At 69.8% G+C, this 26,656-nt stretch carries 25 protein-coding genes and 1 other RNA gene; 10 read left to right on the top strand and 16 right to left on the bottom strand.

Annotated elements, in window-relative coordinates:
* The first annotated feature begins 148 nt into the window (after positions 1-148).
* Entirely contained in the window at positions 149-1,063 is a 915-nt protein-coding gene (locus ACAM54_RS04170) for an alpha/beta hydrolase (protein ID WP_369649940.1), read from the top strand.
* A gap of 18 nt (positions 1,064-1,081) precedes the next feature.
* On the opposite strand, the gene ACAM54_RS04165 is transcribed toward ACAM54_RS04170, so the two are convergent.
* From ACAM54_RS04165 to ACAM54_RS04145, 5 genes are all read right to left on the bottom strand, one after another.
* On the bottom strand, positions 1,082-3,448 hold the full coding sequence (locus ACAM54_RS04165; RefSeq protein ID WP_369649939.1) for a phosphocholine-specific phospholipase C: 2,367 nt from the start codon (positions 3,446-3,448) through the stop codon (positions 1,082-1,084).
* 47 nt (positions 3,449-3,495) lie between these two features.
* Complete coding sequence (locus ACAM54_RS04160) at positions 3,496-3,723, bottom strand: hypothetical protein (RefSeq protein WP_369649938.1); 228 nt, start codon at positions 3,721-3,723, stop codon at positions 3,496-3,498.
* Positions 3,724-3,828: 105 nt separating this feature from the next.
* Positions 3,829-4,575: a hypothetical protein gene (locus tag ACAM54_RS04155; protein WP_369649937.1), complete on the bottom strand. Its 747-nt coding sequence runs from the start codon at positions 4,573-4,575 to the stop codon at positions 3,829-3,831.
* Positions 4,576-4,626: 51 nt separating this feature from the next.
* The gene (locus tag ACAM54_RS04150; protein WP_369649936.1) at positions 4,627-4,911 is read right to left on the bottom strand and encodes a hypothetical protein; all 285 of its coding nucleotides are present in this window, start codon (positions 4,909-4,911) and stop codon (positions 4,627-4,629) included.
* Between the two features lie 117 nt (positions 4,912-5,028).
* Positions 5,029-6,231, bottom strand: coding sequence for an amidohydrolase family protein (locus ACAM54_RS04145; RefSeq protein WP_369649935.1), 1,203 nt, complete (start codon positions 6,229-6,231; stop codon positions 5,029-5,031).
* 138 nt (positions 6,232-6,369) lie between these two features.
* Between ACAM54_RS04145 and ACAM54_RS04140 the strand changes: the two genes are divergently transcribed.
* Complete coding sequence (locus ACAM54_RS04140) at positions 6,370-7,359, top strand: DMT family transporter (protein ID WP_369649934.1); 990 nt, start codon at positions 6,370-6,372, stop codon at positions 7,357-7,359.
* Here ACAM54_RS04140 and ACAM54_RS04135 read toward each other — a convergent pair.
* The 3 genes from ACAM54_RS04135 to ACAM54_RS04125 all read right to left on the bottom strand — a co-directional run bounded on the left by ACAM54_RS04135 (position 7,319) and on the right by ACAM54_RS04125 (position 10,433).
* Positions 7,319-8,308 carry a Bug family tripartite tricarboxylate transporter substrate binding protein gene (locus tag ACAM54_RS04135; protein WP_369649933.1) on the bottom strand — a complete coding sequence of 330 codons (990 nt, stop codon included), beginning with the start codon at positions 8,306-8,308 and terminating at the stop codon, positions 7,319-7,321. The genes ACAM54_RS04140 and ACAM54_RS04135 overlap by 41 nt on opposite strands.
* Before the next feature lie 14 nt (positions 8,309-8,322).
* Positions 8,323-9,411: an adenosine deaminase gene (locus ACAM54_RS04130; protein ID WP_369649932.1), complete on the bottom strand. Its 1,089-nt coding sequence runs from the start codon at positions 9,409-9,411 to the stop codon at positions 8,323-8,325.
* A 71-nt stretch (positions 9,412-9,482) separates the two neighbouring features.
* Positions 9,483-10,433, bottom strand: coding sequence for a LysR family transcriptional regulator (locus ACAM54_RS04125; protein ID WP_192328628.1), 951 nt, complete (start codon positions 10,431-10,433; stop codon positions 9,483-9,485).
* Between the two features lie 172 nt (positions 10,434-10,605).
* On the opposite strand from ACAM54_RS04125, the gene ACAM54_RS04120 reads away from it, so the two are divergent.
* Positions 10,606-11,484 carry a TorF family putative porin gene (locus ACAM54_RS04120; protein WP_369649931.1) on the top strand — a complete coding sequence of 293 codons (879 nt, stop codon included), beginning with the start codon at positions 10,606-10,608 and terminating at the stop codon, positions 11,482-11,484.
* A gap of 23 nt (positions 11,485-11,507) precedes the next feature.
* Here the strand turns inward: ACAM54_RS04120 and ACAM54_RS04115 are convergent, their stop codons facing one another.
* Positions 11,508-12,551: a Bug family tripartite tricarboxylate transporter substrate binding protein gene (locus tag ACAM54_RS04115; protein ID WP_369649930.1), complete on the bottom strand. Its 1,044-nt coding sequence runs from the start codon at positions 12,549-12,551 to the stop codon at positions 11,508-11,510.
* Between the two features lie 119 nt (positions 12,552-12,670).
* Here ACAM54_RS04115 and ACAM54_RS04110 point away from each other — a divergent pair, with 119 nt between their 5' ends.
* The 3 genes from ACAM54_RS04110 to ACAM54_RS04100 are packed head-to-tail and all read left to right on the top strand — an operon-like array spanning position 12,671 to position 15,649.
* Positions 12,671-14,332, top strand: a complete 1,662-nt coding sequence (locus ACAM54_RS04110; protein WP_369649929.1) for an MBL fold metallo-hydrolase — start codon at positions 12,671-12,673, stop codon at positions 14,330-14,332.
* Complete coding sequence (locus ACAM54_RS04105) at positions 14,329-15,042, top strand: RNA pseudouridine synthase (RefSeq protein WP_145742039.1); 714 nt, start codon at positions 14,329-14,331, stop codon at positions 15,040-15,042. Before ACAM54_RS04110 ends, ACAM54_RS04105 begins: the two co-directional genes overlap by 4 nt.
* Positions 15,043-15,100: 58 nt before the next feature.
* Entirely contained in the window at positions 15,101-15,649 is a 549-nt protein-coding gene (locus ACAM54_RS04100) for a hypothetical protein (RefSeq protein WP_145742041.1), read from the top strand.
* A 42-nt stretch (positions 15,650-15,691) separates the two neighbouring features.
* Here ACAM54_RS04100 and ACAM54_RS04095 read toward each other — a convergent pair whose 3' ends face one another.
* From ACAM54_RS04095 to rnpB, 6 genes are all read right to left on the bottom strand, one after another.
* Positions 15,692-17,170 (bottom strand): efflux transporter outer membrane subunit, encoded by a 1,479-nt coding sequence (locus ACAM54_RS04095; protein ID WP_369649928.1) that lies wholly within the window; start codon positions 17,168-17,170, stop codon positions 15,692-15,694.
* Positions 17,167-18,102, bottom strand: a complete 936-nt coding sequence (locus ACAM54_RS04090) for an efflux RND transporter periplasmic adaptor subunit (protein WP_369649927.1) — start codon at positions 18,100-18,102, stop codon at positions 17,167-17,169. The genes ACAM54_RS04095 and ACAM54_RS04090 overlap by 4 nt, the downstream gene beginning before the upstream one ends.
* 10 nt (positions 18,103-18,112) lie before the next feature.
* Positions 18,113-18,319, bottom strand: a complete 207-nt coding sequence (locus tag ACAM54_RS04085) for a DUF1656 domain-containing protein (RefSeq protein ID WP_145742046.1) — start codon at positions 18,317-18,319, stop codon at positions 18,113-18,115.
* Positions 18,316-20,394, bottom strand: coding sequence for an FUSC family protein (locus ACAM54_RS04080; protein ID WP_369649926.1), 2,079 nt, complete (start codon positions 20,392-20,394; stop codon positions 18,316-18,318). Before ACAM54_RS04080 ends, ACAM54_RS04085 begins: the two co-directional genes overlap by 4 nt.
* Complete coding sequence (locus ACAM54_RS04075) at positions 20,395-20,874, bottom strand: MarR family winged helix-turn-helix transcriptional regulator (RefSeq protein WP_145742050.1); 480 nt, start codon at positions 20,872-20,874, stop codon at positions 20,395-20,397. It abuts the gene before it with no gap.
* A 110-nt stretch (positions 20,875-20,984) separates the two neighbouring features.
* Positions 20,985-21,332, bottom strand: an RNA gene (gene rnpB, locus ACAM54_RS04070) — RNase P RNA component class A.
* 104 nt (positions 21,333-21,436) lie between these two features.
* Here rnpB and cysK point away from each other — a divergent pair.
* The 4 genes from cysK to ACAM54_RS04050 all read left to right on the top strand — a co-directional run bounded on the left by cysK (position 21,437) and on the right by ACAM54_RS04050 (position 25,578).
* Complete coding sequence (gene cysK / locus ACAM54_RS04065) at positions 21,437-22,357, top strand: cysteine synthase A (RefSeq protein WP_369649925.1); 921 nt, start codon at positions 21,437-21,439, stop codon at positions 22,355-22,357.
* 72 nt (positions 22,358-22,429) lie between these two features.
* Positions 22,430-24,070 carry an NAD(P)/FAD-dependent oxidoreductase gene (locus ACAM54_RS04060; RefSeq protein WP_369649924.1) on the top strand — a complete coding sequence of 547 codons (1,641 nt, stop codon included), beginning with the start codon at positions 22,430-22,432 and terminating at the stop codon, positions 24,068-24,070.
* An 11-nt stretch (positions 24,071-24,081) separates the two neighbouring features.
* Positions 24,082-24,711 (top strand): flavin reductase family protein, encoded by a 630-nt coding sequence (locus ACAM54_RS04055; protein ID WP_369650944.1) that lies wholly within the window; start codon positions 24,082-24,084, stop codon positions 24,709-24,711.
* Positions 24,712-24,765: 54 nt separating this feature from the next.
* On the top strand, positions 24,766-25,578 hold the full coding sequence (locus tag ACAM54_RS04050; RefSeq protein WP_369649923.1) for a ProQ/FINO family protein: 813 nt from the start codon (positions 24,766-24,768) through the stop codon (positions 25,576-25,578).
* A gap of 95 nt (positions 25,579-25,673) precedes the next feature.
* Here ACAM54_RS04050 and htpX read toward each other — a convergent pair whose 3' ends face one another.
* Positions 25,674-26,549 (bottom strand): protease HtpX, encoded by an 876-nt coding sequence (htpX, locus tag ACAM54_RS04045; protein ID WP_145742056.1) that lies wholly within the window; start codon positions 26,547-26,549, stop codon positions 25,674-25,676.
* Positions 26,550-26,656: the final 107 nt, after the last annotated feature.

Raw genomic sequence — 26,656 nt, 5'->3', positions numbered from 1 at the left:
ACCCCGAAGAGCGCTGCAGCCACGGCTTCCCGTGGCATCCTGAAAAAGTCCGCGTCGGGCCGGCGCTTTTTTTCCTTGGCGCGACGCCCCTGATGCGCCTCTTCAAGCACCAGGTTCGAGGAAAACTCCGATGCAGCTTGGGCAAAGGATGCGTGCGTTCGTAGGGGCCGGAAGCTGGGCGCTCGCGCTCGGAATGTGGAGCTGCGGCGGAGGTGGCGGAGGCGGCGGTGGCGCCTTCGTGCCGGTGGCCACCGTTGCACCGCCGCCCGATACGCCGGCCGCGCCGCCCGAGCCAGCGCCAGCACCGGTACCCGAGCCCCCCGCGACGCCCGCCGAATCGCCGCCCGCCGCCAGCCGCGTCGTTTCCGACACCATCACCTCGGCCAAGACAGGCGCAAGCTACGCACTCGAGATCTACCTGCCGGCCTCCTACGACGGCGGCTCGGCGGCCTATCCGGTCATCTACGCAATGGACGCCGACGGGGTCTTCAATCCGCCCAACACGCGGTTTTCAGACCTCAGGAACATCCTCGAGCAGCACCGCACCGAAGCGATCCTGGTCGGCATCGGCGGCTCGGCGCGCCGCGAGCAGGACTACACGATGCCGGGCGCCGTGCCGTACCACGACTTCCTCGCGCTCGAACTGGTGCCGTTCGTCGAGTCGAAGTACCGCGCCGACGCAGGGCAGCGCCTGCTGACCGGGCTGTCGCTGAGCGGGAGCATGGCCGGCATCGCGCTGTTCCTCGAGGGGGCGGCAGGCAGCCTGGTGTTCTCGCACTTCCTGGCGTTCGAAGCCGCGTTCGACTTCCAGACGGCCGAGTACGAAGACCTCGAGCAGCGAATGCACGATGCGCTGGGCGACCGGCCCTTGCCGGCAACGCTGGTTCTCACGCGCTGCGACAAGCCGGTCGAGTGCAACTTCGAACCTGTGGGCCGAATGCACGCGCGGCTTCTGGCCCGAGGCTACCCGGGCCTGTCGATCACCGAGACCACCTACTCGACGACGCACACCGAGACCGACATTCCGTCGTTCGCCGATGCGATCGCCAGGCTGCTGCCGTAGCAGCAGCCCGCTGCCGGGTCAGAAGCGGTCCTGCAGGCCCATGGCCGGATCGCTCACCGAATGCCGCCCGGTCTCGATGCGGCCGGCCAGGCGCCGGTAGAAGGAAGGATCGGCATCGCAGGTCACGACGAAGTCGTACCACTGGCCGCTCGCGTCGAGGCTCCAGCGCATGCCGGTCTCGCCGCCGCCCTTGACGCGGATGCTCCACGAGCCGTCGGGGTTGTGGCCGTAGGTGCCCTTGTCGTCGCTGCCATGTCCATCGTTGCCGTGCCCGTTGCCGCCGTTGCGGTCCCTGCCGCCGGCCTGGTAGGCGTCGGGACGCGGGTAGGCCTTGTTGGGCTGCACGGTGAAGCGGCAGTCGCGCCGGCCATCGTTGCGCATCTGCAGGTAGAGGTCGCCGCGGCGCGCGTCGTAGCCCACGCGGATCTCGGGCGCGGGCGCGCTGCCGGCGCGCAGCCGGTTCAGGTCGCCCTTGAACTGGCGGTGAAAGCCGTTGGGGCCGAGCACCCACAGGTCGTACAGGCCGGCGTCGTCGGCCATGGCGCTCCAGTAACCGTCGAGCTGCTTGCCGGGCTCCACCACGTAGCGGCGCGGCAGGCGGTCCGACAGGTGCAGCTTGTCGTAGACGTGGAACACGGCGGCGGCCCGGCCGCTGTTGGCGAACAGCAGCTGGACGCGGCCGTTGAGCGCATCGCTGCGCGCACTGGTGTGCAGCTCGTAGGGCAGCGCGCGCGAGGGGCGCACGCCAGTGGCCTGCACCGGCAGGTCGGCGTCGGCCGCCGGGACGATCTTCGGCAGCGCCTCCTGCGCAGCAGTCAGCGCATCGGCCTCGGCCTTGGTCTTGCGGCCGGCCAGCGTGGGCAGCGGTTCGTCGTTGGGTCGCCCGAAGTTGAAGGCGCTCGTGAGGTCGCTGCAGACGGCGCGGCGGTACTTGCTGATCTGCGGCTCGGCCACGCCGAAGCACTTCTCCAAAAACATGAGCGTGGAGGTGTGGTCGCAGACCTGCGAGTTGACCCAGCCGCCGCGGCTCCAGGGCGAGACCACCCACATCGGCACGCGCGGGCCGGGGCCGTAGGGGCGGCCGTCCATGGCGGGCTGCTTGGGCGTGGCCGGCGTGTAGTTGTGGTACTCGAGGGCCGTGTCGGCCTCGGCCAGCGTGGTGGCGCCGGCCAGCGAGCCGTCGGGGTTGCGCGAGGGCACCGCGGGCGACGGCAGGTGGTCGAAGAAGCCGTCGTTCTCGTCGAAGTTGATGAGCAGCACGGTCTTGCTCCAGACCTCGGGGTTGGAGGTCAGCGCGTCCAGCACTTCCTGCACGTACCAGCCGCCCTTGGCCGGGCTCGATGGTCCGGGGTGCTCGCTGTAGGCCGACGGCGAAATGATCCACGACACCGCAGGCAAGGTGCCGTTGCGGATGTCCTCGCGGAAGGTTTCGAGAAAGCCCTGCGGCATGGTGTTGCCGAAGCCCTTGGCGAGCGGGCTGAGCGCATCGTCGATGGCCGGGTCATAGAACGGCCCGGCCGCGGTGACCGGCTGCGTGATGTCGGTCGCGGGAACGTAGACGGGGCGGCGCGCCGCCGGCATCTGCTCGATGGCGGTGCGCCAGTGGCGAAAGCTCATCATCTCGTTGCAGCCGAAGTTGTCGATCAGGCTCTGGTAGACCTTCCATTTCACACCGGCCTTCTCGAGCCGGTCGGCATAGGTGGTCCAGGTCCAGCCTTCGGTGGATGCGCCGATGTCGTTGCCCGCGTTGAACTGGTTGTTGAGCACCGCAAGCTGCACCTTGCTGCCGTCGGCGGGGCTGATGCCGTTCGGGCCATTGGTGCCGCTCCAGTAGAACAGGCGGTTCGCGATGGTGCCGGTGTGCATGCCGCAGTGGTAGTGGTCGCACAGCGTGAAGGCCTCGGCCAGCGCGCGCTGGAACGGCACCTCGGCGGTGTCGTAGTAGCCCATCGACAGCAGGTTCTTGACGTCGGGCCACTTGAACATGCGGCCGTGGTCCCATGCGGCCTGCGAGTCGGACCAGCCGTGCGGCGTGCTGCCCGCGCGCTGCGCGTTGCCCTGGCTTTCGTCGAGCCGGTAGGGCGTGTAGGTGCTGGGCGGCGTGGTCTTGGTGTAGGTCTGGTGGAAGATGGTCTTGCCGTTGGGTGCCGGCACGGCAAAGCGGTCGCCGTAGCCGCGCACGCCCTTGAAGGTGCCGAAATAGCTGTCGAAGGAGCGGTTCTCCTGCATCAGCAGCACGACGTGCTTGACGTCCTTGATGGTGCCGGTCTCGTGGTGCGCGGGGATGGCCAGCGCGCGGCGGATGCTGGGTGGAAAGGTGGCCAGCGTGGCGGCGGCAATGCCGGAGCCGGTGGCGGTCTGGAGAAACTTGCGGCGTGTGGTCATGGCGGGGTTCGTCTTGATTCTTGAGGATGCCGGAATGCGATGGGGCGTCAGGGCGCGTAGCTCACGCTGGGCTCGCTGCCCGCGCCGGGCGAGGCTGCATCGGTCTTGCCGGCCGTGCCTGCAGGGGTCGGGGCCGAGCCAGGCGCATTGCCCGACGTGGCAGCAGCGCCGCTGAAGCCCCCGCCGCCTCCACCATCACCGCCGCCACAGGCGGTCAATGCAAGGGCCAGTACCGACAGCGCGAGCGGCGCGCGCAGGATGAATCGTGGATGCATGGATGGAGGCACTCCTTTTTTCTCGAGGCGGTTGGAGGGCCTCCAGCCTAAGAAAGAGCTGTGACACCGCGATGTAGCGGCGATGACGGCGTGCCTGCCTGTCGCTCAGCCGGGGCGCCGCCACCGGCCGGAATCCGGGCACAGGCTGGCCGGCTCGCCATTGACGCGGACCTGCTCGTCTGCGAGCTGCGACGCGGTTCGCGCGTCGATGTCGAAGGCAATGCGAAGCGCGCGCCCGACATGCACATCCTCGATCGGAAGCTCCCAACTCAGGAACACCTGGGTGCAGTCGCGCCCGGGAGCGAAGCGGGCCGCGTCGAAGCCGCTGCTGCCACGCTCGACGACGGCGTGCGGCTGGCCGGTGTCGAACATCAGGACCGTGCCGCGGGCGAGCGGAATCCGGTGGCCCGTCAACGGAAAGTGCACATCCAGTTCCTTGTCTTCGCAGAGGAACAGATTGCAGAAGGCCGCGGCGCCGTATTGCGCGCCGTCATGGTGGTAGCTGGCGCCGCGGCAGGCCATGAGGGCGACTTCGCTGGAGGCAAGGAGCGCTTCGGGCACGCCGATGGCGCGGGTCCAGTCGGACATGGCCTGCACGCAGCGCCGGTAGTCCGGCCAGCGCGCACGCGCACGCGCCAGGGGCAAGGGCTCGACATCGCCGGGCTCCAGCGCCAGCCGCGAGGAAACCTCGCGCTCCCAATCCGCAACCAGGCGCGCGGGAGGCGCAGGCACATCGACCCTGCCCGACAGCACCACATCGCTCACGCTGCGGCTGCGCATGGCATTGCCGCTCAGGAAGTAGGAAACGAGGTGGTCTTCTCGCACGCGATGCGGTGGAGGGGGAAGGCTCATCCGCAGCAGTGTAGTGAGGCGGGTTCTGGTTGCCCGCCTTCGCCGGCGGCGTCAGGGCCTGGGCGTGGGCTCCCGCTTCGCATAGGCCAGCGCGGCGAGCAGGCCCAGGCCCGCCATGGCCGCGGCACCCCAGGCCACCGCGGGGCTGCACAGGATGCGGGCTAGCGACGAGCGTTGTCCGCTGCCTGTTCCGATGCCCGTGGCGGCCTGCTCGAGCGGCGTGAGCGGCCGCGCGGTGTTCGGATTTTCTTCGCCCTGGAGGACGGCCTGGGAAATTTCCAGCGGCGTCAGTTCATCGGCAATGGGTCCGGACAGCAAATTGTCGTTGGCGCGCATGGAAAGCCTTTCGTTCGAAGATTGAATCTGCGGCGAAGACTCTCCTGCCGCCGGCCCGGCGCTCTACAGCCGGCAGCGGACTTTTGCGTAGGCCGAGGGCGCACATGGCAGCGCGGGCTACAAGCACGCCACCTCGGCCTGCAGCACGCCGTTGCGCGCCACGACACGGCCGCCCGCCACCACCAGCCTGCGCACCGGCCGCGAGACCACGGCCTGCGCCGGTGTCTGCGCATCGACCAGCACCAGGTCGGCGCGGCAGCCGGCCTCCAGGCCATAGGCCTCGAAGCCGCAGCCGCGCGCGCCGGCGTGGGTGACGGTGTCGAGCGCCACGTCGATCTCGTCGTCGCGGCGCAGGTTGTAGCGCATGCCGATCAGCATCGCGCGCTCCAGCATGTCGGGTTTGCCGTAGGGCGACCAGGTGTCGCGGATGCCGTCGTTGCCGCCGAGCACCGTCACGCCGGCCTTGCGGCAGGCCATGAGCGGCGGCACGCTGCGCGATGGCGGCGCGCTGGTGACCAGCACCACGCCGAGCCTGGCCATGCGCGCGAGCAGCACGTCGCGCTCGCGCTCGCCCAGGTCGCCCAGGCAGAAGCCGTGGCTCACCGCGACCTTGCCCTGCATGCCCAGCGCCTCGGTGCGCTGCAGGATCAGCTCGAGCGAGAACGCGCCCATGGCGCCGGGCTCGTGCAGGTGGATGTCGAGCGGGCGCTGGTGCCTGTCGGCGATGCCGAACAGCACATCGAGCGAGCGCACCGGGTCGCGGTCGATCGCGCAGGGGTCGAGGCCGCCCAGCACATCGGCACCCTGCACGAGTGCCTGCGCGAGCAGGTCCGCCGTGCCCGGCCGGCCGAGCAGGCCCGACTGCGGGAACGCGACGATCTGGATCTGCTGCACATCGCGCAGGGCTCGCCGCGTGCGCAGCGTGCCTTCGAAATGGCGCAGGCCCGCCTGCGTGTCGACGTCCACATGCGTGCGCAGCCGCGTGGTGCCGAGCGCGAGAAAAGCCTTGGCCAGCACCAGCGACTGCGCGGCCGCGTCGTGTCCGCTCGCATGCCGGAAGGCGCGTTCGTTCTCGATCTTGTCGATGAGATTGGCGCCGACCTCGTTGCGGTACCAGTCCATGCCCCACAGCGTCTTGTCGAGGTGGGTGTGGCCTTCGACCAGGCCGGGCAGCAGCAGCGCGCCGCCGCCCTCCTCGACGGCGGCATCGGCGGGCGCAGGAAGCGCGGCGCCGGTTTCTGCGATGCGGCCATCGCGCACCAGCACATCGACGGGGGAAGCACCCATGGGGCGCACATTGCGGATCAGGAGCGAAGGCATAGGGAGTCGGTCGTGCGTTGAATGCAAAGAGATCGGGGCCGTGCGCAGCGTACCCAGATTCGGGCCCGCGGTCACCACGCGCACGTTTCGTTGCAGGCCGAAGTGTCCGCCCCGCGAACTCTCGATGATCTGCGCACCATGCCAACGACCACACTCGCTGCAGCCGCCGCCAAGCCGCCACCCCGCATCGCCTTCGAATGGATGCTGCTCGCGGTACTCGCCACCTGCTGGGGTGCCTCGTACACCTTCATCAAGATCGGCGTGCAGACGCTGCCGCCCGTGACGCTCATCGCGGCGCGCACCCTGATCGCCGGCTTGCTGCTGCTCGGGCTGCTGCGCCTGCGCGGCGTGCGGCTGCCGCGGGAGCCTGTGATGTGGCGCCGCTTCGCGCTGCAGGCCTGCCTCAACAGCGTGCTGCCTTTCACGCTCATCGCGTGGGCGGAGCGCAGCGTGGACGCCGGGCTCGCAACCATCCTCAACTCGACCTCGCCGATCTTCATCTTCCTGCTGGGCCTGGGCATGGGCGGTGCGGAGAAGCCGACGCTGCGCCGGCTCTTCGGCGTGGCGGCGGGCCTCGCGGGCATCTGCCTGATCGTCGGCTTCGAGGCGCTGCACGGCCTCGGGCATTCGCTGCTCGCGCAGCTCGGGCTGGTGGCGGCGGCCGTCTGCTATGGCTGCGCGGCGATGTTCGGCCGCGTGTTCAAGGGACTCGACCCGATGGTGCCGGCCGCGGGCTCGCTGCTCTGCGGTGCGGCGATGCTGCTGCCCGCGAGCCTCGCGATCGACCGGCCGTGGACGCTGGCGCCTTCGGCCGCGTCGATGGCCGCCGTGCTCGCGCTGGCGGTGCTCTCCACGGCCCTCGCCTTCACGATCTACTTCCGGCTGATCAAGACGCTCGGGCCGATGTCGACCGCCGCGCAAGCGTACCTGCGCGTGCCCGTCGGCGTGATGATCGGCGTGGCGTTCCTCGGCGAGGTGCTCTCGCCCACCGCGTGGGCCGGGCTCGCATGCATCGTGGCGGGCGTGGTCGCGATGACGGTGCCCGCGCGCAGCGCCATGGCGAGAATCGGCGGCTCGCGCCCCGCTTCTACTCGGCCCGGATGTTCCCCTTCGCGACGATCGCGCTGAACTTCGCCGCCTCGCCCTGGAGGAAGTCGGCGAACTCCTTCGGCCCGGCTCCCAGCGGCGTGACGCCGCCGTCCTCGAAGTTCTTCCGCACGCCCGGGTTCGCGAGCACCTGTGCCAGTGCGCTGTGCAGTTGCGCGACGATCCGGGGCGGCGTCCCCTTGGGCGCGAAGATGCCCTGCCACACGGACACCTCGGCGCCGCGCCAGGCCGGCACGCCTGCGAGAGGCAACGCTTCGGGCATGGCGGCCGATGCCTTGTCCGACATCACGCCATACACGCGCAGCTTGCCCGAGCGCGCCTGCTGGATCACCATCGACAGGGGCAGCACCGCGAGGTCGAGCTGGTTGCCGCTCAGGTCGCTGACGATCTGCACGCCCGCGCGGTAGGGCACGTGGACCATGTCCACACCGCCCTGCTGCTTCAGCAGTTCACCGCCCAGGTGCAGCGAGGTGCCGACGCCGGAACTCGCATAGCTGAACTTCCCGGGCGCCGACTTCAGCTCGGCATAGAGCGCCTCGGCCGTCTTCGGCTGCAGTGCGGGCTTGCCCGCCAGTGCCAGTGGCTGGGAGCCGAGCAGGGTGACGGGCACGAGGTCCGCGAGGCCGTCGTAGCGCACGGTGGAAGGCGTCACCATCTTCGCGATCACGACCGTGCTCTCGACCGACAGCAGCAGGGTGTAGCCATCGGGCTTCGCGCGCACTGCCTTCTCGGTGCCGATGACGCCGCCGGCACCCGAGACGTTCTCGATCACCACCGGCTGCCCCAGGCGGGCCGACAGCTCGGGACCGATCCAGCGCGCCATGACGTCGACGTTGCCGCCGGCGCCGTAGGGCACGATCAGGGTGATCGGGCGCGCGGGCCAGGCGGGCTCGGCGATGGCGGCGGTGGCGCATGAGGCGAAGGCCAGTGCGGCAAGCAATGCGCGGCGGCGTGCGATGTCGAGGTACATGGTGTGTCGTGCTTTCAGTCGCGGTTTGTTTCCAGCGAAGCGGCTTGCTCGCCCTGCTCCCGCTCGAGCTCGGCGATCTCCCGCTCGAACTCCTCGCGCAAGCTCCGCTTGGCGAAATCGTCGAGCCAGCAGGCGTCCACGCCCGCGAGGCTGAAGGCACGCGCCTGCGGCCAGCCCCAACCGCAGCCCTCGAGCACGGTGGCGTAGGTGTGCGTCAGGTCGGTGTGAAACATGGCGGGATCGTCCGTGTTGAGGCTGACCGGCAGGCCCGCCTCGACCATGCGCTTCACGCTGTCGAGACGCCGCCGCTGGTTGCGCACCACGCTCGTGATGCCGCAGACGCAGAACCAGATGCCGCGATCGCGCGCGCGTTGCAAGTCGCCTTCGCCGGCGAGCAGGTTGTAGCCGTGGTCGAGCCGCTCGCAGCCCAGCAGGCGGATGCAGTCGTCCACGTTGGAAGGCGGCGCCTCGTCGAGCGTCTGGTTGTCCTCGCACACGTGGGCGGTGCGCTTCAGGCCGGCCCGGCCGGCGCGCCCGAACAGGGCGGCGAACTTCGCCGGGGGGCCTGCGCCCTCGGGGCCGTCGAGGCCCACGCCGACCACGAGGTCCGAGCGCAGTCCGAGGATGTCGTCCATCGCGCGTTCGGCGCTGTCGAGCGGAAGGCCGCGGTCGAAGGAGGCGATCAGCAGGCCCGAGCAGCCGAAGTCGCGGCGCGCGGCGTGCAGGCCGGCGGCCAGCCCTTCGATTTGCACGCGATACGGCACGCCGGCAGGCATGAAGTACTGCGGGTTGAACGACAGCTCGACATGGCGCGCGTTGCTGCCGCGCGCCGCATCCTCCACGGCCTCGTAGGCCACGCGCTCGAAGTCGGCGCTGGTGCGCACCGCCTGCGCGGCGATGCGCAGCACGTCGATGAAGTCGTAGAAGTCGCGATAGGCATAGAGCGTCTCGACCGGGCGCGGCAGCGGCAGGTCGTACCGGCGCGCCAGCGCGGCCAGCGTGGCCGGACGCAGCGTGCCGGCCATGTGGAAGTGAAGATCGGTCTTCGGCAGGCGGGCGAGCAGGTCTGGGCGTACCGGCACGGGAGAGGAAAGCTTCGACATGGACGGAAACGATAGCGACGCCCCCCGCCCGCGCCCAGCACAGCGCTGTGCAGCGGGTTATGACAGCGCCGTCATGACCTCGGCCGATGCGCCAGCTCGCGCGCGGCCGCGGTCAGTTCGCCGCGCAGCCAGCGCATGGCCTGGTTCTTGTGCGTGCGCTCGTGCCACACGAGGCGGTAGCGGTGCGGCTTGATCTTTGCGGGGAACGGCACGATCGCCAACGGATACTGCCGCGCGAAGTCCTCGGCCAGCAGGCGGCCGGTGGTGAAGACGAGGTCGGTGCGTGCAAGGATGGCCGGTGCCACGCCGAGGAACTGGGTGTGCATCGCCGTACGGACCGACACGCCGAGTTCAGCGAGCTGCGCGTCGATGATGGTGCCCTGCCCCGGCACGTGCTCGAGCGAGGACAGGTGCCGCGCCTTGCGGTAGTCCTCGAGGGTCATCGGCGCCTTCGCCAGCGGATGGCCTTCGCGCATCAGGCAGACCATCGGCTCGGTCAGCAGGCTCGCGGCGCGCAGGTGCCCGGGCAGCTCGGGCCAGATGGTGATGACCATGTCGACCTCGCCGTCCGCGAGCTGGCGGTAGTGCTCGAAGCGCGAGCCCAGGCCGCGGATGACCACGTCGCACTCGGGCGCCTGCCGCGCCACCCGCTCGGCGATGTCGGCAAAGAACTGCCGCGGCAGGAAGTCGTAGGTTGCGATGCGGAAGCTCTGGCGCAGTTCGTGCGGCGCGACGGGCCCGGCCTCGGCAGTGAGCAGCGACATGTCGGAGAGGATGCGCCGCGTGGGCGCAGCCAGCGCCTGCGCGCGCTCGGTGAGCACCATGCGGTTGCCCACGCGCACCAGCAGTTCGTCGCCGGTGAGCTGGCGCAGCACCTTGAGGTGGCGGCTCAGCGCAGACTGCGCGACGCCCAGCTTTGCCGCGGCCTGCGACACGCTGGCCTCGCTCAGCAGCGCATGGAGCGAGCGCAGCAGCGACTCGTCCAGTCGGCGGTCGTGGTCGCCAGTTTCGGGCAAGGACATGGTGTTTGCGGAAGGTTGACGTTGCCTGGGCGGGACGCGCGCGGCGAAGCGATCCGGATTCTGCACGCACACCGCATCTGCAGTTTTTTTGCGCAGCGGCCCTCAGTCTTTACACGGCTTTGATACGCGCCCTCCTACGCTTTCGCTCTCCATTCATCCCCGAGTCCTCCCGATGCAAAGATCGATCCGCGCCGCCTCCTCGGTGCTCGCCCTTCCCGTTCTGATCGCCGCCGTCCTCGCGCGGCCCGGCGCGGCCCTCGCGCAACCAGCCGCCGATGCGCCCGCCCCCGCGGCTTTCCCGCTGACCACCAATATCTCCGTGACCAGCAACTACAAGTTCCGCGGTCAGGACCAGGACATGATCGGGAAGAACGACTACGCCAAGACCAAGGGCTTCAAGCCCGCCATCCAGGGCGGCTTCGACTACGCCTTCGGCGAGAGCGGCTTCTACGTGGGCAACTGGAACTCCAGCGTCAACTGGCTGCAGGGCAACAGCATCGAGAGCGACATCTACGGCGGCTACAAGTTCAAGGCCGGCCCCTTCGACCTGGACGTGGGCGCACTCAGCTACATCTACCCGGGCAACTCCGCGGGCAACACCACCGAGCTGTACGGCGCCGGCACCTGGGCCGACGAGGCCATCGGCTCGTTCACGCTGAAGTACTCGCACACGGTGTCGAAGGACTACTTCGGCTACGCGGGCAACAAGGCCGGCTCGGGGCTGAAGGGCCGCAACACGGGCTACCTGAACCTGGCCTACAGCAAGGAGATCGTGCCCAAGCTCACGCTGAAGGCGGCCGTGGGCTACACCCACATGTCCAGCGACATCCGCAGCCTGGGCTACAAGAGCTACGTGGACTACAACGTGGGCGTGTCGTACGACTTCGGCAACGGCCTGGCGCTGGCCGGCTCGGTGCAGGGCGCCAACAAGAAGAGCTCGTACCTGGCGGTGGCCAACCCCGGCTACGACTTCGGCTTCGGCACCTTCGGCCAGACCACCTATTCGCCCAACAAGGCGCGCTTCATCGTTACGCTGACCAAGACGCTCTGACCCCGGTCAGCGCACCGGCATCCTCAGTCGATGCTGATGTTCGCGGCCTTCGCAACCTCGGCCCACTTCACGCGGTTGTCGTGCACCGTCTTTTTGAACTGCGCGGGCGATTCGATGCGCACGGTGTTGCCCTGGCTTTCGAAGCGCTCGCGGATCTCGGGCTGTTCGAGCACGGCCTTTACCGCGGCGTTGAGCCTGTCGACGATCTGCGCATCGGTGCCCTTGGGCGCGAAGATGCCGAACCAGATCGAGCTGTCGAAGCCCTTGGTGCCCGCGAGGCCGCTAGAGGCGATGGTGGGCACTTCCTTGACCGCGGCCACCGGCGCGGCGGTGGTCACGCCCAGCAGGCGCACCTTGCCGGCCTTGTAGTGCGGCAGCACGGTCTGCACCTGGTTCATGATGCAGCAGGTCTCCCCTCGCACCACGGAGGTGATGGCCTCGGGCCCGCCCTTGTAGGGCACGTGCACCATGTTCAAGCCGAGGCGCGAATTGAATTCGGCAAAGGCCATGTGCGTGCCGGCGCCGTTGCCTGTAGACGCATAGTTGTACTTTCCGGGGTTGGCCTTGACGAGATCGACGAACTCCTTCAAGGTCCTGGCGTTGATCACGTCCGGGTTGATGGTGAGCACGTTCGAGACGTCGAGCACCGGCGCCACCGGCACGAAGTCGGCCTCCACGTCGAACGGCAACTTCTTGTAGAGCGCGGCGTTGCTGCCATGGGTGGCGGCGGTGCCGAACGAAAGCGTGTAGCCGTCGGGCTTGGCATGGGCCACGTACTCGCTCGCGATGTTGCCGGCCGCGCCCGACTTGTAGTCGATGATCACGGGCTTTCCCAGCTGGCGGGCGAGCGGCTCCTGGATGGCACGTGCCACCACGTCGACGCCCGAGCCGGCCGGAAAACCCATGATCAGCGTGACCGGCTGCTGCGGCCAGTCGCCCTGCGCAAAGGCAGCGGACGATGCCACCGCGCCCAGCGCGGCGCCCGCCAGCAGCAGGGCCGGGCGCAGGCGCCGCGTGAAGAACGACGACGAGAACCTGAGGTGGTGAGAGAAGGGAGAATGGATCATGACTGTCTTTCCTCGATGCGGGCGGTGCAGCCCGGGATTGTGGCGCGCGGTTCATGCCCGATCCGGTATGAGCTTATGCGGCACGCAACCGCGTCGAGCGATCTCTCCATAATCGCCGCATGGTCCGTCCCACCCAACAACTCCACCCCGCACGCGAGCCCGCACCCGTGCGCGCGGCAGCCACCGTGCTGCTGCTGCGCGATTCCGAGGCCGGCATCGAAGTGCTGATGACGCGCCGCTCCGGCACTGCAAGCTTCGCGCCAGGCGCCTATGTGTTCCCCGGCGGGCAGATCGATGCAGCCGACGAAGCCGCCAGCCGCATCGCCGCGCGACGGCCCACCCAGAGCGGCCTGCAGCTGACGCAAGCCATCGCGGCCATCCGCGAAGGCTTCGAGGAGCTCGGCGTTCTGCTCGCGCGCCATGCCGACGGCCGGCCCGTGAGCGCGCAGGACATCGCGTCGATGGACCGCAGCACTGCCTCGCCCGTGTCCTTTGCCGAGCAGTGCGCCGCGCGCGGGCTGGTGCTCGCGTGCGACCAGGTGTTCAGCCTCGCGCACTGGATCACCGACCGCGACCTGCCCAAGCGCTTCGACGTGCCCTTCCTGGTGGCGTGCATGCCCGAGGGCCAGACGCCCACGGCCGACGAGAGCGAGCAGTTCGAGCCCTGCTGGGTGCGGCCGGCCGATGCGCTGGCGCGCCATGCGGCGGGCAGCTTCTTCATGATCTTTCCGACGGTGCGCACGCTGCAGCGGCTCGCGGCCTATGCCAGCGTCGACGCGGTGCTGCAAGCCTGCGCCGCCGAAAAGCCGCTGTGGACCAGCTGCCCGCGCGCGGGCCTGCTGCGCGGCCAGGACGCGCGCTACATGGAAAGCGACTCGCCCTATGGCGAGCTCGCGCTGGTGTGCCCCGACGGGCAGCTGCGGCATGCACTCGACTGGCAGAGCGAGCGCGCCGTGCCGCTGCTCAGGAACGTGCAGCGCCTGACCGCGCCCAACCCCGGTGCCATGACCGGCCCGGGCACCAACAGCTACATCGTGGGCGACGCAGCCACGGGCTACCTCGTGATCGACCCGGGCCCGAACGACGCGGCGCATATTGATCGGCTCTGGCGTGCCACCGAAGGAAACATCCGCATGATCGTGTGCACCCATTCGCATGCCGACCATTCGCCCGGTGCGGCACCGCTGCAGGCGCTGTGCAAGGAGAAGCCGCCGATCCTCGGGCTGTCTTCGGCGCCCACGGCGCGCTCCTCGGCGCGCTTTGCCGCGGAGCGCGAATTGCGCGACGGCGAGCGCCTGGTGATCAGCGGCAGCACGGCCGAAGGCGAGCCCGTCACCCACACGCTGCGCACCATCCACACGCCGGGCCACGCGGCCAACCACCTGTGCCTGGTGCTCGAGGAAGACGGGCTGCTGTTCTCCGGCGACCACATCCTGAACGGCAGCACCACGGTGGTCGATCCGCCCGACGGCGACATGAACGCGTATATCGATTCGCTCGACAAGCTCGATGCGGCCTGCGAGGCCGGCGGCATCGATTTCATCCTGCCGGCGCACGGCCACGTCATCGGCAGCGCGCGCAGCGCCATCGCGCAGCTGAAGGCGCACCGCCTGAAGCGCGAAGCCAAGATCGCCGCGGCCATGCAGAGGCTGCCCGGGGGCACGCCGGACGACTGGCTGCCGCTGGCCTACGACGACGTGCCCGAGCGCATGTGGCCGGTGGCCGCCCGCTCGCTGGCCGCGCACGTGGCGCGCATCCGGCAACGGGCCTCCACGCCATGAGCGGCGCTTCCGAAGAAGAAGGCATCCGCCTTGCCAAGCGCGTGGCCGCCATCGCGGGCTGCTCGCGGCGCGAGGCCGAGCTGCTGATCGAGAACGGCGCGGTGCGCGTCGACGGCGTGCCGGCGCTGCTGCCGCAGTCGCGCGTGCAGGGCCACCAGAAGGTCGAGATCGAGCCCGGCGCCAAGCCCGAGCCGGTGCTGCCCGTCACCTTGCTGCTGCACAAGCCGGCCGGCATGGCCACCGACTCCGCGCACCGGCTGCTGGTGGCCGCCAACCACCACGAGCCCGAACGCGCGGGCATGCGCTTCCTGCCGGCGCACGCTAAGGCGCAGCGCTGCATGACGCCGCTCGAAACCGGCGCCAGCGGGCTCGTGGTCTACACGCAGGAATGGCGCATCGAGCGCAAGCTGCAGGAAGATGCGGGCGTGCTCGAACACGAGGTGATGGTCGACGTGGCCGGCAAGGTGAGCCCCGAGCAGCTCGCGCGCTTCGAGCGTTCGCCCGCACGCGTGAGCATCGGCCGCCAGGCCGACGACCAGACCGGCCTGCGCTTTGCACTCAAGGGCGCGCGGCCCGGACAGATCGCGCACCTGTGCGACGAAGCCGGCCTGCGCATCCTGGCTATGCGGCGCATCCGCATCGGCCGCGTGCCGCTGGCGGGGCTGGAGCCCGGCCAGTGGCGCTATCTTTCGCCGCATGAGCGCTTTTGACATCGAAGAAGAGGCACGAACAAGGCCCGAAGAGGAATCGACGACAGGAGACCCGTCCATGAAGTTCGGAACCCGGATCGCCGCACTCGCCTGCACCGCGCCGCTGGCGCTGGCGGGCTGCAGCTATCTCGCGCCATTGCTGCCCTTGTCCGCGCCACCACCGCCCCCGGCACCGCCGCCGGTCGTGTCGCCCAGCGGGCTCGCGCCGATCACCGAGGAGCAGGTGGAACGCATCCGCGAGGCCATCGTGACCAAGCCGCCTTCGCCGGCCGTGGCCAAGGTGGTGCAAAGCGCCGCGCCCACCATCGAATCCTTCGTGCGAACCGAAGGCTGCATCACCGCGCGCAACGGCGCCGTGCTCAATCCGTTCGCGGCGCCGGGCCGGCTGTTCGACGGCACCGGCTTCCAGGGCGGACCGATGGCGGAGATGCAGTACCACGACAGGACCGCCTGCGTGACGGTCAAGCGCATCCAGAACTGGAAGATGGTCTCGCCGAAGCGGCTGCGCTTCGAGGTGGTGTACGTGGGGGACGACGGCGAGGAGCGTTCGGTGCGGCGGCATGAACTGACGCGCCAGCCCAAGGGCGGCTGGCTCTTCACGCGCTGAGGCGCGTGGGCATCGCGCGCGGCCGGGAAGCGGCGGCCGCGGTCAGCGGATCGTGGTGGCGGGGCCGGATGCGGGCGCGGGAACGGCGGCCGTATCGTCCGGCTCCCACCCGCCGCCAAGCGCCATGAACAGCACCACCTGGTCATCGGCCAGTTGCGCCTCGCTGGCCGCCAGCGCCGCGTCGCTCGCGGCCAGTGAGCGCTCGGCATCGAGCGCGTCGAGGTATGCGGTGCGGCCGCTCTGGTAGAGCTGGCGCGCCTGCGCGGCCACCTTGGCGCTCTGGTCGCGCGAGGCCTGCAGCGCGGCGCGGCGGTCGAGCTCGCGCGCATAGGTGCCGAGCGCGGTCTCGGTTTCGCGCAATGCGGTCAGCACGGTGCCGTCGAACTTCGCGAGCGCGGCGCGCGTGCCGGCCTCGGCCTGGGCAATGCGGGCTTGCGCGATGCCGGTGTTCGGAAGGGTCCAGGAGATCAGCGGGCCCATGCTCCAGCCGACGGTGTCCTTGCGGCCGAAATCGCTGGCCGGCCCGGCCGACGAGGCCGAGAGCCCCAGCGTCACCTTCGGATAGAGATCGGCCGTGGCCACGCCGATGCGGGCGGTGGCTGCCGCCAGGCTGCGCTCGGCCTGGCGGATGTCCGGGCGGCGCCGCAGCAGTGCCGCGCCATCACCTACCGGCAGCGCGCCGGCCACCCGCGGGGGCACGGCGCAGCCGGCCACCTCGCGCGGGAAGTCCTGCGGCAGCGCACCGGTCAGCGTGGCCAGGCGGTAGAGCGCGCCCTGGCGCTCGGCCTGCAGCGGCGGCAGTGCGGCGTTCAACTGCTCCAGCTGCGCGCGTGCGCGGCTCGCGTCAATGGCGCCGGCACGGCCCGCGCGCTGCAGGCGCTCGGTGGCATCCAGCGCGTCCTGCTGCAGAGCGACCGACTTCTGCGCGATCTGCAGGCGCAGCCCGGTCGAGCAGGCCTGAGCGTAGGCGCGCGCGGTGCCCGCGGCCACGTTCACGCGCACGAGGTCGAGCGCGGCCGCGGCGGCCTCGGTGCTGGCGCCCGCGGCTTCGATGCTGCGGCGGATCTGGCCGAACAGGTCGACCTGATAGGACAGCGAAGCGCCCGCGCTGTAGTTGAAGCGGCTCGGCGGCTCGTAGTCCTTCTGCAGCATCGACAGGCCGGACGCGTGGCCGAACGAAGGGCCGCCGTTCACGCCGATCGTGGGGCGCCGGGCGCCGGCGACCTCGGCCTCGATGGCGCGCTCGCGCTCCAGGTTCGCGACGGCCTGCCGCAAGTCGGTGTTGTGCGCGAGGGCCTGCGCGACCAGCTGGTCGAGCAGCGGGTCGCGGTACAGCCGCCACCAGTGCGCGGGCAGCGGCGCGGCGTGCGCGGGCGCCTCGGCGAACGGGCGCGCGGCGCCGGGCTGGCTGGCCAGCGCCCCGGGCGGCTGGCGGTAGTCGGGGCCGACCGCCGCGCAGGCCGCCAGCCCCGCCGCAACCACGAGCGAAGCCATGCGAAAAGCAGGTGACATGGCGCTCATCCCTTCTTCGGCTCGGCGGCCGATGCACCCGCATGGCGCGCTGGCGGATGCTCGAGCACCTGCACGGTCACGGTCTGGCCGGCCACGAGCCGCGCGCCCTGCGGCAAAGGATCGAGCCTGATGCGTACCGGAATGCGCTGCGCGAGCCGCACCCAGTTGAAGGTCGGGTTGACGCTGGGCAGCAGGTTGGCGCTGGTCGAACGGTCATGGTCGGCAATGCCGGCGGCCACGCTGTCGACCGCGCCTTCGAGCACTGCGCCGCCGCCCATCGGGGTCACGCGCACGCGATCGCCCAGGTGGATGCGCGGCAGCTTGGTTTCCTCGAAGTAGCCCTCGACGAAGAAGGAATGCGCATCGACCAGCGCCAGCACCGGCCGCCCGGCCGATGCATAGCTGCCGGTGCGCAGGTCGAGGTTGGTCACCAGCCCGTCGGCCGGCGCGCGCACCTCGGCGCGCTGCAGGTTGAGGCGCGCCGCATCGAGTGCCACCTCGGCCTGTGCGACGGCGGCGCGCGCCTGCTCCGCGCGGGCGCGGGCCTGTTCGCGGGCCTCCTGCGACACCAGCGCGTCGAGCCCCGCGTTGCGCGCGTTCTCGCGCTGCGCCTGTGCGCTGGCGGCACGCTGCGCCGCCAGCGCGGCCTGGGCCTGGCGCACGGCAAGGTCGTAGCGCGCGCGGTCCACCTCGAACAGCAGGGCCCCGGCCTGCACGGCCTGGTTGTCCCGCACAGGCACCGCGGTGACCAGCCCGGACACGTCCGGCGCGATCTGGACCACGTTGGCGCGCACGCGGCCGTCGCGCGTCCAGGGAGCGAGCTCGTAATGGTCCCAGAGCTGCAGGCCGGCCCATGCGGCGGCCGCCACCACGGCCGCGGTGAGAAGAATGCGCCCGAGGCGCATCGGCCAGGAGCTGTCGGTGGGAAAAGGGGCTTTCATCTGGATCTCGTCATTGAAGGAAGGAGGCCGCGCGGCTGATGCCGTAGAGCAGCAGCAGATAAAGCGCCATGTCGAACAGCGCGGGATGCCACACCCAGCGGTAGAGGCCGGCCAGGGCCAGCAGATGGCGCACGCCCCAGAGGGCGGCCAGCGCAATGCCGGCCAGCACCAGCAGCCATGGCACGTAGAGGCCGTAGAAACTTGCTTCGCCAATCATCTGGAGGCTCCTTGTCCGGCCACGGCGAGGCGCGGCGGTGCATCGGGGAAAAGATTGCGGCGCAGGCCCACCAGCGCGGTCACTGCGCTGCGCGATGCGGATGACGGCGCATGCTGCGCGCCAAGCACCGCCGACAGCGCCTCGTCGATCTGCGGCAGCAGGCTGGCGGGGCGCGCTTGCATGCGGCCCCTGCCGCGCTGGAGGAAGAACTGCGAGATGCCGCCCAGAAGCGCCGAGGCCGACGCCGGCGGCAGCTGCGCGCGCACCCGCTGCAGCACGTCGATGTCGGCGCCGGTGCGCAGGTCGCGCAGCGCGTCGTTGGCGGCCACACCCTCGATGCTGCCGCCGGCCTGCGCGATGCGCGGTGCGAGCAGGCCGATGCGGTCGAGCATGCGCACGGCGTAGGCGTCGCCCTGCGCGCCCTGGCGCTGCGAGACGCCGGCCATCTCGCCGAGCTCGCGCCAGGTGGCGCGCTGGATGCGCCGTGCGCTCCAGTCGGCGCCCACCGAGCGCACCAGCCGCGTGACGCGCGCAGCAACCACCACGCCGATGACCTGCCCGAGCATGCTGTTGATGAAGCTCACCAGGTCGGCATTGGCGGTGTCGTGCAGGGCCAGCGTGCCGGCCACGCCGAACAGCAGCGCCATGGCCGCCATGAAATGCGCCGGCCGCGCCATGTAGACACCCAGCAGCAGGAAGGCCGGCGCGCACACCGCCACCAGCATGCCGAAGTCCTGCACCAGCGGCATCAGCACCAGCACATAGAGCGCGGAGACGGGAATCGACCACAGCGTGTACTTCAGGAAGCCGTGGATCGCGGGCACGGGATCGTCCATGGTCGCGAAGAAGCAGCAGAAGACCGCGGCCATCATGGTGGCGGCCGAGCCCGTGGGCCAGCCCGTCACGATCCAGAAGGCGCCGCACAGGCAGATGGCGAGCACCGCGGCCAGCGCCGACAGCAGCGCCATGCCGTAGTCGCGGTGCAGCACGCGGCTGCCGAGCGCGGCCATGCGGCGCGGCGGCAGAGCGCCCTGCAGGCCCTCGTCGATGTCCATGCGCAGCCGCGCGCAGGCGCGCCATCCCTCGACCAGTTCCTCGAGCCGGCCCGCGAGCCCGATGCGCAAGGCGCGGCTCCAGGGACTGTGCTGCGGCGTGGCGCCCAGCGCCTGGATCGAGCGGCGCAGCAGTTGCAGCGACTGCGCGCGCGCGGCGTCGTTTTCCTGCAGCCATTGCGCGGCCTGCGCAAGCACCGCCGCAACGTCCGGCGCGATCGCGCCTTCGGCCTGCTCCAGCGCCAGCAGCCGGTCCTCCACGGCCGACAGCGCGGGCGTGAGTGCCGCCACGCGGTCCTGCATGGCCCGGATGGCGCCGGCGGTCCAGCGCAGGTGCGTGGTGTCGAACGGCACGTGGGTGGACAGCAGCCGCAGCTGGGTGATGTCGCCGGCCAGCCGGCGGCGGTCGGCAGCAAGCGTTTGCGGATCGGCGTCGGTGCTGCGGCCCGCGGGCTGCAGCAGGTCGGTGAGCCACTGGCGCGCATCCAGCAGCGTGCGGTCGAGCAGGCCCAGCACGGTCGGCGCCAGGCCCGTGGGCCACGCAATGCTGTGGATCAGCGTGGCGCACAGGATGCCCAGGCCGATTTCCTCCACCCGCGCCACCGCGGTGTCGAACAGCGCGAGCGGCGTCTGCACCGAAGGAAAGCCGATCAGCGCGGCGGTGTAGCCCGCGAGCATGAAGACATACGAGCGCGGCGTGCGGTCGAACAGCGAAATGCACAGGCACAGCCCCACCCACAGCGCGAGCACCAGCGTGAGCAGCTCCGGCGCATTCGACAGCGCGGGCACCAGCAGCACCGTGGCCACGCATCCGATCAAGGTGCCGCAGAAGCGGTAGAGGGCCTTGGAGCGCACCGCGCCGGCCAGCGGATGGGCCACGACATAGGTGGTCATCAAGGCCCAGAACGGACGCGGCAGGCCGGCGCGACTGGCCAGGTACATGGCCAGCATCGCGGCGGCAAAGCTCTTGGCAGAAAAGAGAAGCTCCGCGCGGCTGAAGCGCGGCAGCCGGAACGCGGCCATCTACCTGCGCCCTTCCTGCGGCCCCGGTGCTGCGCGGCCGAGCCGTTCTCCGAGCACCGCGAACACGCGCAGGCAGGCGGCGATGTCCTCGTCGGCCACGCCTTCGAACAGCGTGGCGCGCATGCCGCGCAGCGCGGCCTCGATGGGCTGGCAGGCGGCCTCGCCGGCCGGCGTGAGGTGCAGCGTCTTGGCGCGGCGGTCGGCCGGGTCTTCGCGGCGCTCCACGAAACCGGCCTCCACCAGCTGGTCGATCGAGCGCACCAGCGAAGGCCCCTCGATGCCCAGCGCCTCGGCGAGCACGCCCTGGCGCACGCCGCCGTGCATCCGGCCGATCATCACGATCGGCCACGCCAGCGACTGCGAAAGCCCGACATGCGCCACCGCCTTGTCGGCCGCGGCCCGGTAGCCGCGCTGCAGCAGCGAGAGCGCCATGCCGAGCGACATCAGCGCGGCTTCGCGCGTCTTCGAGACATGGGCCATGGCTTCTCTCCAATTAGTTAGCTTGCTATCTATTTTAGGAGAAAAGCCGCGGCACCGCTGCTGCCCCATGGAAGAACCCCACGGCGAATCAGGGAGAAGGAAAAAGAAAAGTGTGAAGCCCGCCGATAAGCCGGATTCTGTGCGTTGGAGTTGCCCCCAACGTGACCGCCATTACTCTGGGCCGCTTGTCGCCAAACGGCTCGATGCCACCTACCCGCCAGCTCAGCGGAACCACCTCGATACTGGCCTACTTGGTGTTGCTGCGCGCAGAGATTGCCCGTTTCACCCGAACTGAATCGGCTCGTCTCTGTTGCTCTGATCCTCACCTCACGGTGGAGAGTCGTTAACTCCTGCGCTGTCCTGTGCAGTCCGGACGTTCCTCCAGTGCGGTCTTTCGACGCGGCGCCTTGCGGCGTCGCCCCTTGCGGGCTTGCACCAGCGGCGGTCTGGCGTGCTTCACGAGGGGGATTATCGCTCGATACCCTCGCAGGCGCCGGCCGTCCGCTCCACAATGGCGCTTCGACCGACCAGCCCTGCCCCAACAAAAGCCCAAGGAGATCCCATGAAGGCCCAGAACATCCTCCAGACCATCGGCAACACGCCGCATATCCGCATCAACCGCCTGTTCGGCAATGCGAAGCAGCAGGTGTGGGTCAAGTCCGAGCGCGCCAACCCCGGCGGCTCCATCAAGGACCGCATCGCGCTGTCGATGGTGGAAGACGCCGAGAAGTCCGGCGCGCTGAAGCCCGGCGGCACCATCGTCGAACCCACCTCGGGCAACACCGGCATCGGCCTGGCCATGGTCGCCGCCGTCAAGGGCTACAAGCTGATCCTCGTGATGCCCGACAGCATGTCGGTCGAGCGCCGCCGCCTCATGCTCGCCTACGGCGCCACCTTCGACCTGACGCCGCGCGCCGGCGGCATGAAGGCCTCCATTGCGCGGGCCGAGGAAATCGTGGCCGGCACGCCGGGCGCCTGGATGCCGCAGCAGTTCAACAACCCCGCCAACATCGACGTGCACGTGCGCACCACGGCCGAGGAAATCGCGGCCGACTTCCCCGACGGCATCGACGTGCTGATCACCGGCGTGGGCACCGGCGGCCACATCACGGGCGTGGCGCGGGTGCTCAAGAAGAAGTGGCCGAAGCTGCAGGTGTTCGCGGTGGAGCCGGTGGCCTCGCCGGTGATCTCGGGAGGCCAGCCCTCGCCGCACCCGATCCAGGGCATTGGCGCGGGCTTCATCCCGAAGAACCTCGACACCTCGCTGCTCGACGGCGTGCTGCAGGTCGACGCCGAACCGGCGCGCGAAATGGCCCGCCGCTGCGCAGTCGAGGAAGGCATGCTGGTGGGCATTTCCTCCGGCGCCACGCTCGCGGCCATCGCCCAGAAGCTGCCCTCGCTGGCGCCCGATGCGGTGGTGCTGGGGTTCAACTACGACACCGGCGAGCGCTATCTCTCGGTCGAAGGCTTCCTGCCAGCCTGACCCAGCTATCCCTTTCATAGCGCCTCGGCGCGTAAAATCCGTGGCCTGCTTGATAAACACAAGCCCCACGACATGCTGAGACTCTCCGAACTCAAACTCCCACTGGACCACGCCCCCGACGCGCTGGCCGCCCTGATCGCCCGGACGCTGGACGTCCCGCTCGAAGCGATCGCTTCCCACACCGTCTTCAAGCGCAGCTTCGATGCGCGCAAGGCCGACCTGCTCACGGTCTACATCGCCGACGTGCAGCTGGCCGACGCCGGACTCGAAGCCGCGCTGCTCGCGAAGCACGTTGCGCATCCGCACATCCAGGCCGCGCCCGACATGCGCTACACCCCGCCCGCGCAGGCGCCCGAAGGCGCCCCCCGGCCGGTGGTGATCGGCTTCGGCCCCTGCGGCATCTTCGCGGCGCTGATGCTCGCGAAGATGGGCTTCAAGCCCATCGTGCTGGAGCGCGGCAAGACCGTGCGCCAGCGCACCCGCGACACCTGGGGCCTGTGGCGCAAGAGCGTGCTCGACCCCGAGTCGAACGTGCAGTTCGGCGAAGGCGGCGCCGGCACCTTCTCCGACGGCAAGCTCTACAGCCAGATCAAGGACCCGCGCTTCCTCGGCCGCAAGGTGATGGAAGAGTTCGTGAAGGCCGGCGCCCCGCCCGAGATCCTTTACGTCGCGCATCCGCACATCGGCACCTTCAAGCTGGTGAAGGTGGTGGAGAACATCCGCGAGCAGATCGTGGCGCTCGGCGGCGAGATCCGCTTCGAGCAGCGCGTGACCGACGTGCAGATCGAGAACGGCCAGCTTCGCGGCCTCACCGTGCTCGACCAGGCCACCGGCCAGGCGAGCGAGCTGCGCGCCGACCACGTGGTGATGGCGCTCGGCCACAGCTCGCGCGACACCTTTGCCATGCTGCATGCGCGCGGCGTGCACATCGAGGCCAAGCCCTTTTCCATCGGCTTTCGCGTCGAGCACCCTCAGGGCCTGATCGACCGCGCGCGCTGGGGCCGCCATGCGGGCCATCCGCTGCTCGGCGCGGCCGACTACAAGCTGGTGCACCACGCGAGCAACGGCCGCTCGGTCTACAGCTTCTGCATGTGCCCGGGCGGCACCGTGGTGGCGGCCACCAGCGAACCGGGCCGCGTGGTCACCAACGGCATGAGCCAGTATTCGCGCAACGAGCGCAACGCCAACGCGGGCATCGTGGTGGGCATCGATCCGCGCGACTTTCCCGGCTGGACGCCCGGGACCGCGGGCGATGCGCTCGCCGGCATCGCACTGCAGCGCGAGCTCGAGTCGAAGGCCTTCGTGCTCGGCGGCGGCGACTACCGCGCGCCCGGCCAGCTGGTGGGCGACTTCATCGCGGGCAAGCCCTCGACCGCGCTCGGCAGCGTGATGCCTTCGTACAAGCCCGGCGTCACACCCACCGACCTGCACCAGGCGCTGCCGGCCTATGCCATCGAGGCGATGCGCGAGGCCTTTCCCGCCTTCGGCCGCAAGATCAAGGGCTTCGACCTGCACGATGCGGTGCTCACCGGCGTGGAAACGCGCACCTCCTCGCCGATCCGCATCACGCGCGGCGACGACTTCCAGAGCCTCAACGTGCGCGGCCTCTATCCCGCCGGCGAAGGCGCGAGCTATGCGGGCGGCATCCTGTCGGCCGGCGTCGACGGCATCAAGGTCGCCGAAGCCGTTGCGCGCAGCGTCGCCGGAAAATGAGCAAGGAACCGATGGCCGTGCCGAACGACGATTTCCACTTCTACGAGCCTGCCAAGGGCCACGGCCTGCCGCACGATCCGTTCAATGCGATGGTCGGCCCGCGGCCGATCGGATGGATTTCGTCGCAGGACGAGAACGGCAGGCTCAACCTCGCGCCCTACAGCTTCTTCAACGCCTTCAACTACACGCCGCCCATCGTGGGCTTTGCGAGCATCGGCGCCAAGGACAGCCTGCACAACATCCGCCAGACGCGCGAGTTCGGCTGGAACCTGGCCACCCGGCCGCTGGCCGAGCAGATGAACCAGTCGTGCGCCCCCGTGCCGCCCGAGGTGAACGAGTTCGAGCTCGCCGGCCTCACGCCCGCGGCGTCGCGCCGCATCGCGGTGCCGCGCGTGGCCGAGAGCCCGGTGTCCTTCGAGTGCCGGCTCACGCAGCTGCTGCAGCTCCAGGGCGTGGACGGCGTGCCGGTGCCCACCTGGCTGATCCTCGGCGAAGTGGTGGGCGTGCACATCGCGCGTCACCTGCTGAAGAACGGCATCTACGACACCGCCGCGGCGCAGCCCATCCTGCGCGGCGGCGGCCCGGCCGACTACTTCGAGATCAGCCCCGACAATCTCTTCAAGATGTTCCGCCCGCGCTGAACGCGCGGCATCCATTTTTTCCGCCGCTGCCAGCCAACCAGACAAGACCGACCGATGACCGACACCGCCACGCCCCAAGAAGAAATCCAGGAAGTCCAGCCGGCGGAAGCCGAGGGCACCGCCGCGCAGCAGCAGCAGCAGCCGAGCGCCGATGGACGCCCGCCCCGGGCGCCGCGCGCGCCGCGCCAGCCGCGGCAGCAGCAGCAGCAAAAGCAGAAGCCGAAGCAGGCGGCACAGCAGCCGCAGCAGCGCGCACGCAAGGTGCACCCCGCGCTGGAGAAGCTGTTCGAGCTGTACCCCCACATGTTCGGCGCGCGCTTCCTGCCGCTCAAGCTCGGCGTGTTCCAGGACCTGCTCGAGAAGCACCCCGACGACTTCAAGAAGGACGAGCTCAAGGTTGCGCTGGGCCTGCACGCACGCTCCACGCGCTACCTCGAGGCGGTGGCCGCGGGCCTTGCGCGCCACGACCTCGACGGCAATCCGGTGGAGCCGGTCGCGCCCGAGCATGTGCACCACGCCATCCTCGAGCTGCACCGCCGCCGCGTGCAGCGCAACCCCGGCGAGGACCTGCGTGCGCAGCTCGTGGCGCGCATCGCCCGCGCCGTGGAAGCCTCGGGCCTGGACCGCGAGGCCTACGCGGTGCTGGTGCGCTCGCGCGACGAGGAAACCAACGCCGTGCTCGACGAAGCGCTGGTCGAGCTGGCCCGCCAGGCCGCCAAGCGCGAGGCGCTGCTGCGCGCCTTCGAAGCGAGCGGCCGCAGCAGCGAACACGAGTTCGCCGAGATGTACGGCATGGATGCCGGCGAAGTGGGCCGCACGCTCGCCCGCGCACGGGCCGAGCGGCAGCCGGCGGCTCCGGCGGCCTGATCGCCCGGGCCGCCGCGCGCGCCGGCCCCAATGAAAAAGCCGCCACGGCAACCCGTGGCGGCTTTTCTTTTGCTGTCGCAGTGTGATTCGATCGATCAGCCGCGCGCGTTCTGCAGCGCCGCAATCCGCTCTTCGATCGGCGGGTGCGTGGCAAAGAGCTTGCCGATGCTGCCCGTGATGCCCATGGCTTCCACTGCCTTGGGCAGTTCGCCGGCCGGCAGGCCGCCGAGGCGGGCCAGCGCATTCATCATCGGCTGCTTCTGCCCCATGAGCGCGGCCGAGCCGGCGTCGGCGCGGAATTCGCGCTGGCGCGAGAACCAGGCCACCACGATGGCGGCGGCAAAGCCCAGCACGATGTCCAGCACGATGGTGCTCACGTAGTAGCCGATGCCCGGGCCCGACGAACGGTCGTCGCCGCGGCGCAGGAAGCTGTCGACCGCATAGCCGATCACGCGCGAGAGGAACACGACGAAGGTGTTCATCACGCCCTGGATCAGCGTCATGGTGACCATGTCGCCGTTGGCGATGTGCGCCACCTCGTGGCCGATCACGGCCTCGACTTCTTCGCGCGTCATGTTCTGCAGCAGGCCGGTGGACACCGCCACCAGCGACGAGTTCTTGAACGCGCCGGTCGCGAAGGCATTGGGCTCGCCTTCGAAGATGCCGACCTCGGGCATGCCGATGCCGGCCTTGTCGGCGAACTTGCGCACCGTGCCGACGATCCAGGCCTCGTCGGGCGACTGGGGGTTGTCGATCATGTGCAGCTTGGTCGTCCACTTGGCCATGGGCTTGCTGATCAGGAGCGAAATGATCGCGCCGCCGAAGCCCATGATGAGCGCAAAGCCGAGCAGCGCCGTGAGGTTCAGCCCGTTGGCCGTCAGAAAGCGGTTGACGCCGAGCAGGCTGGCGACGATGCCGAGCACTGCAACGACCATCACATTGGTCAAAACGAACAGAAGGATACGTTTCAAGTTGAATTCTCCGTGGGGGAATGCTGCCGCCTAGATGAGGACCGGATGGCCCTCTTCAAGCCGTGCAGGAAATGGCGCTCTTCCTGTGTTGTTGTTTGGATTCTGGA

Source organism: Variovorax sp. V93, assembly GCF_041154485.1.
Classification (GTDB): Bacteria; Pseudomonadota; Gammaproteobacteria; order Burkholderiales; family Burkholderiaceae_C; genus Variovorax; species Variovorax beijingensis_A.
The sequence above is the reverse complement of the archived record's forward strand: the minus strand, read 5'-3'. Positions and strand labels throughout refer to the sequence as shown.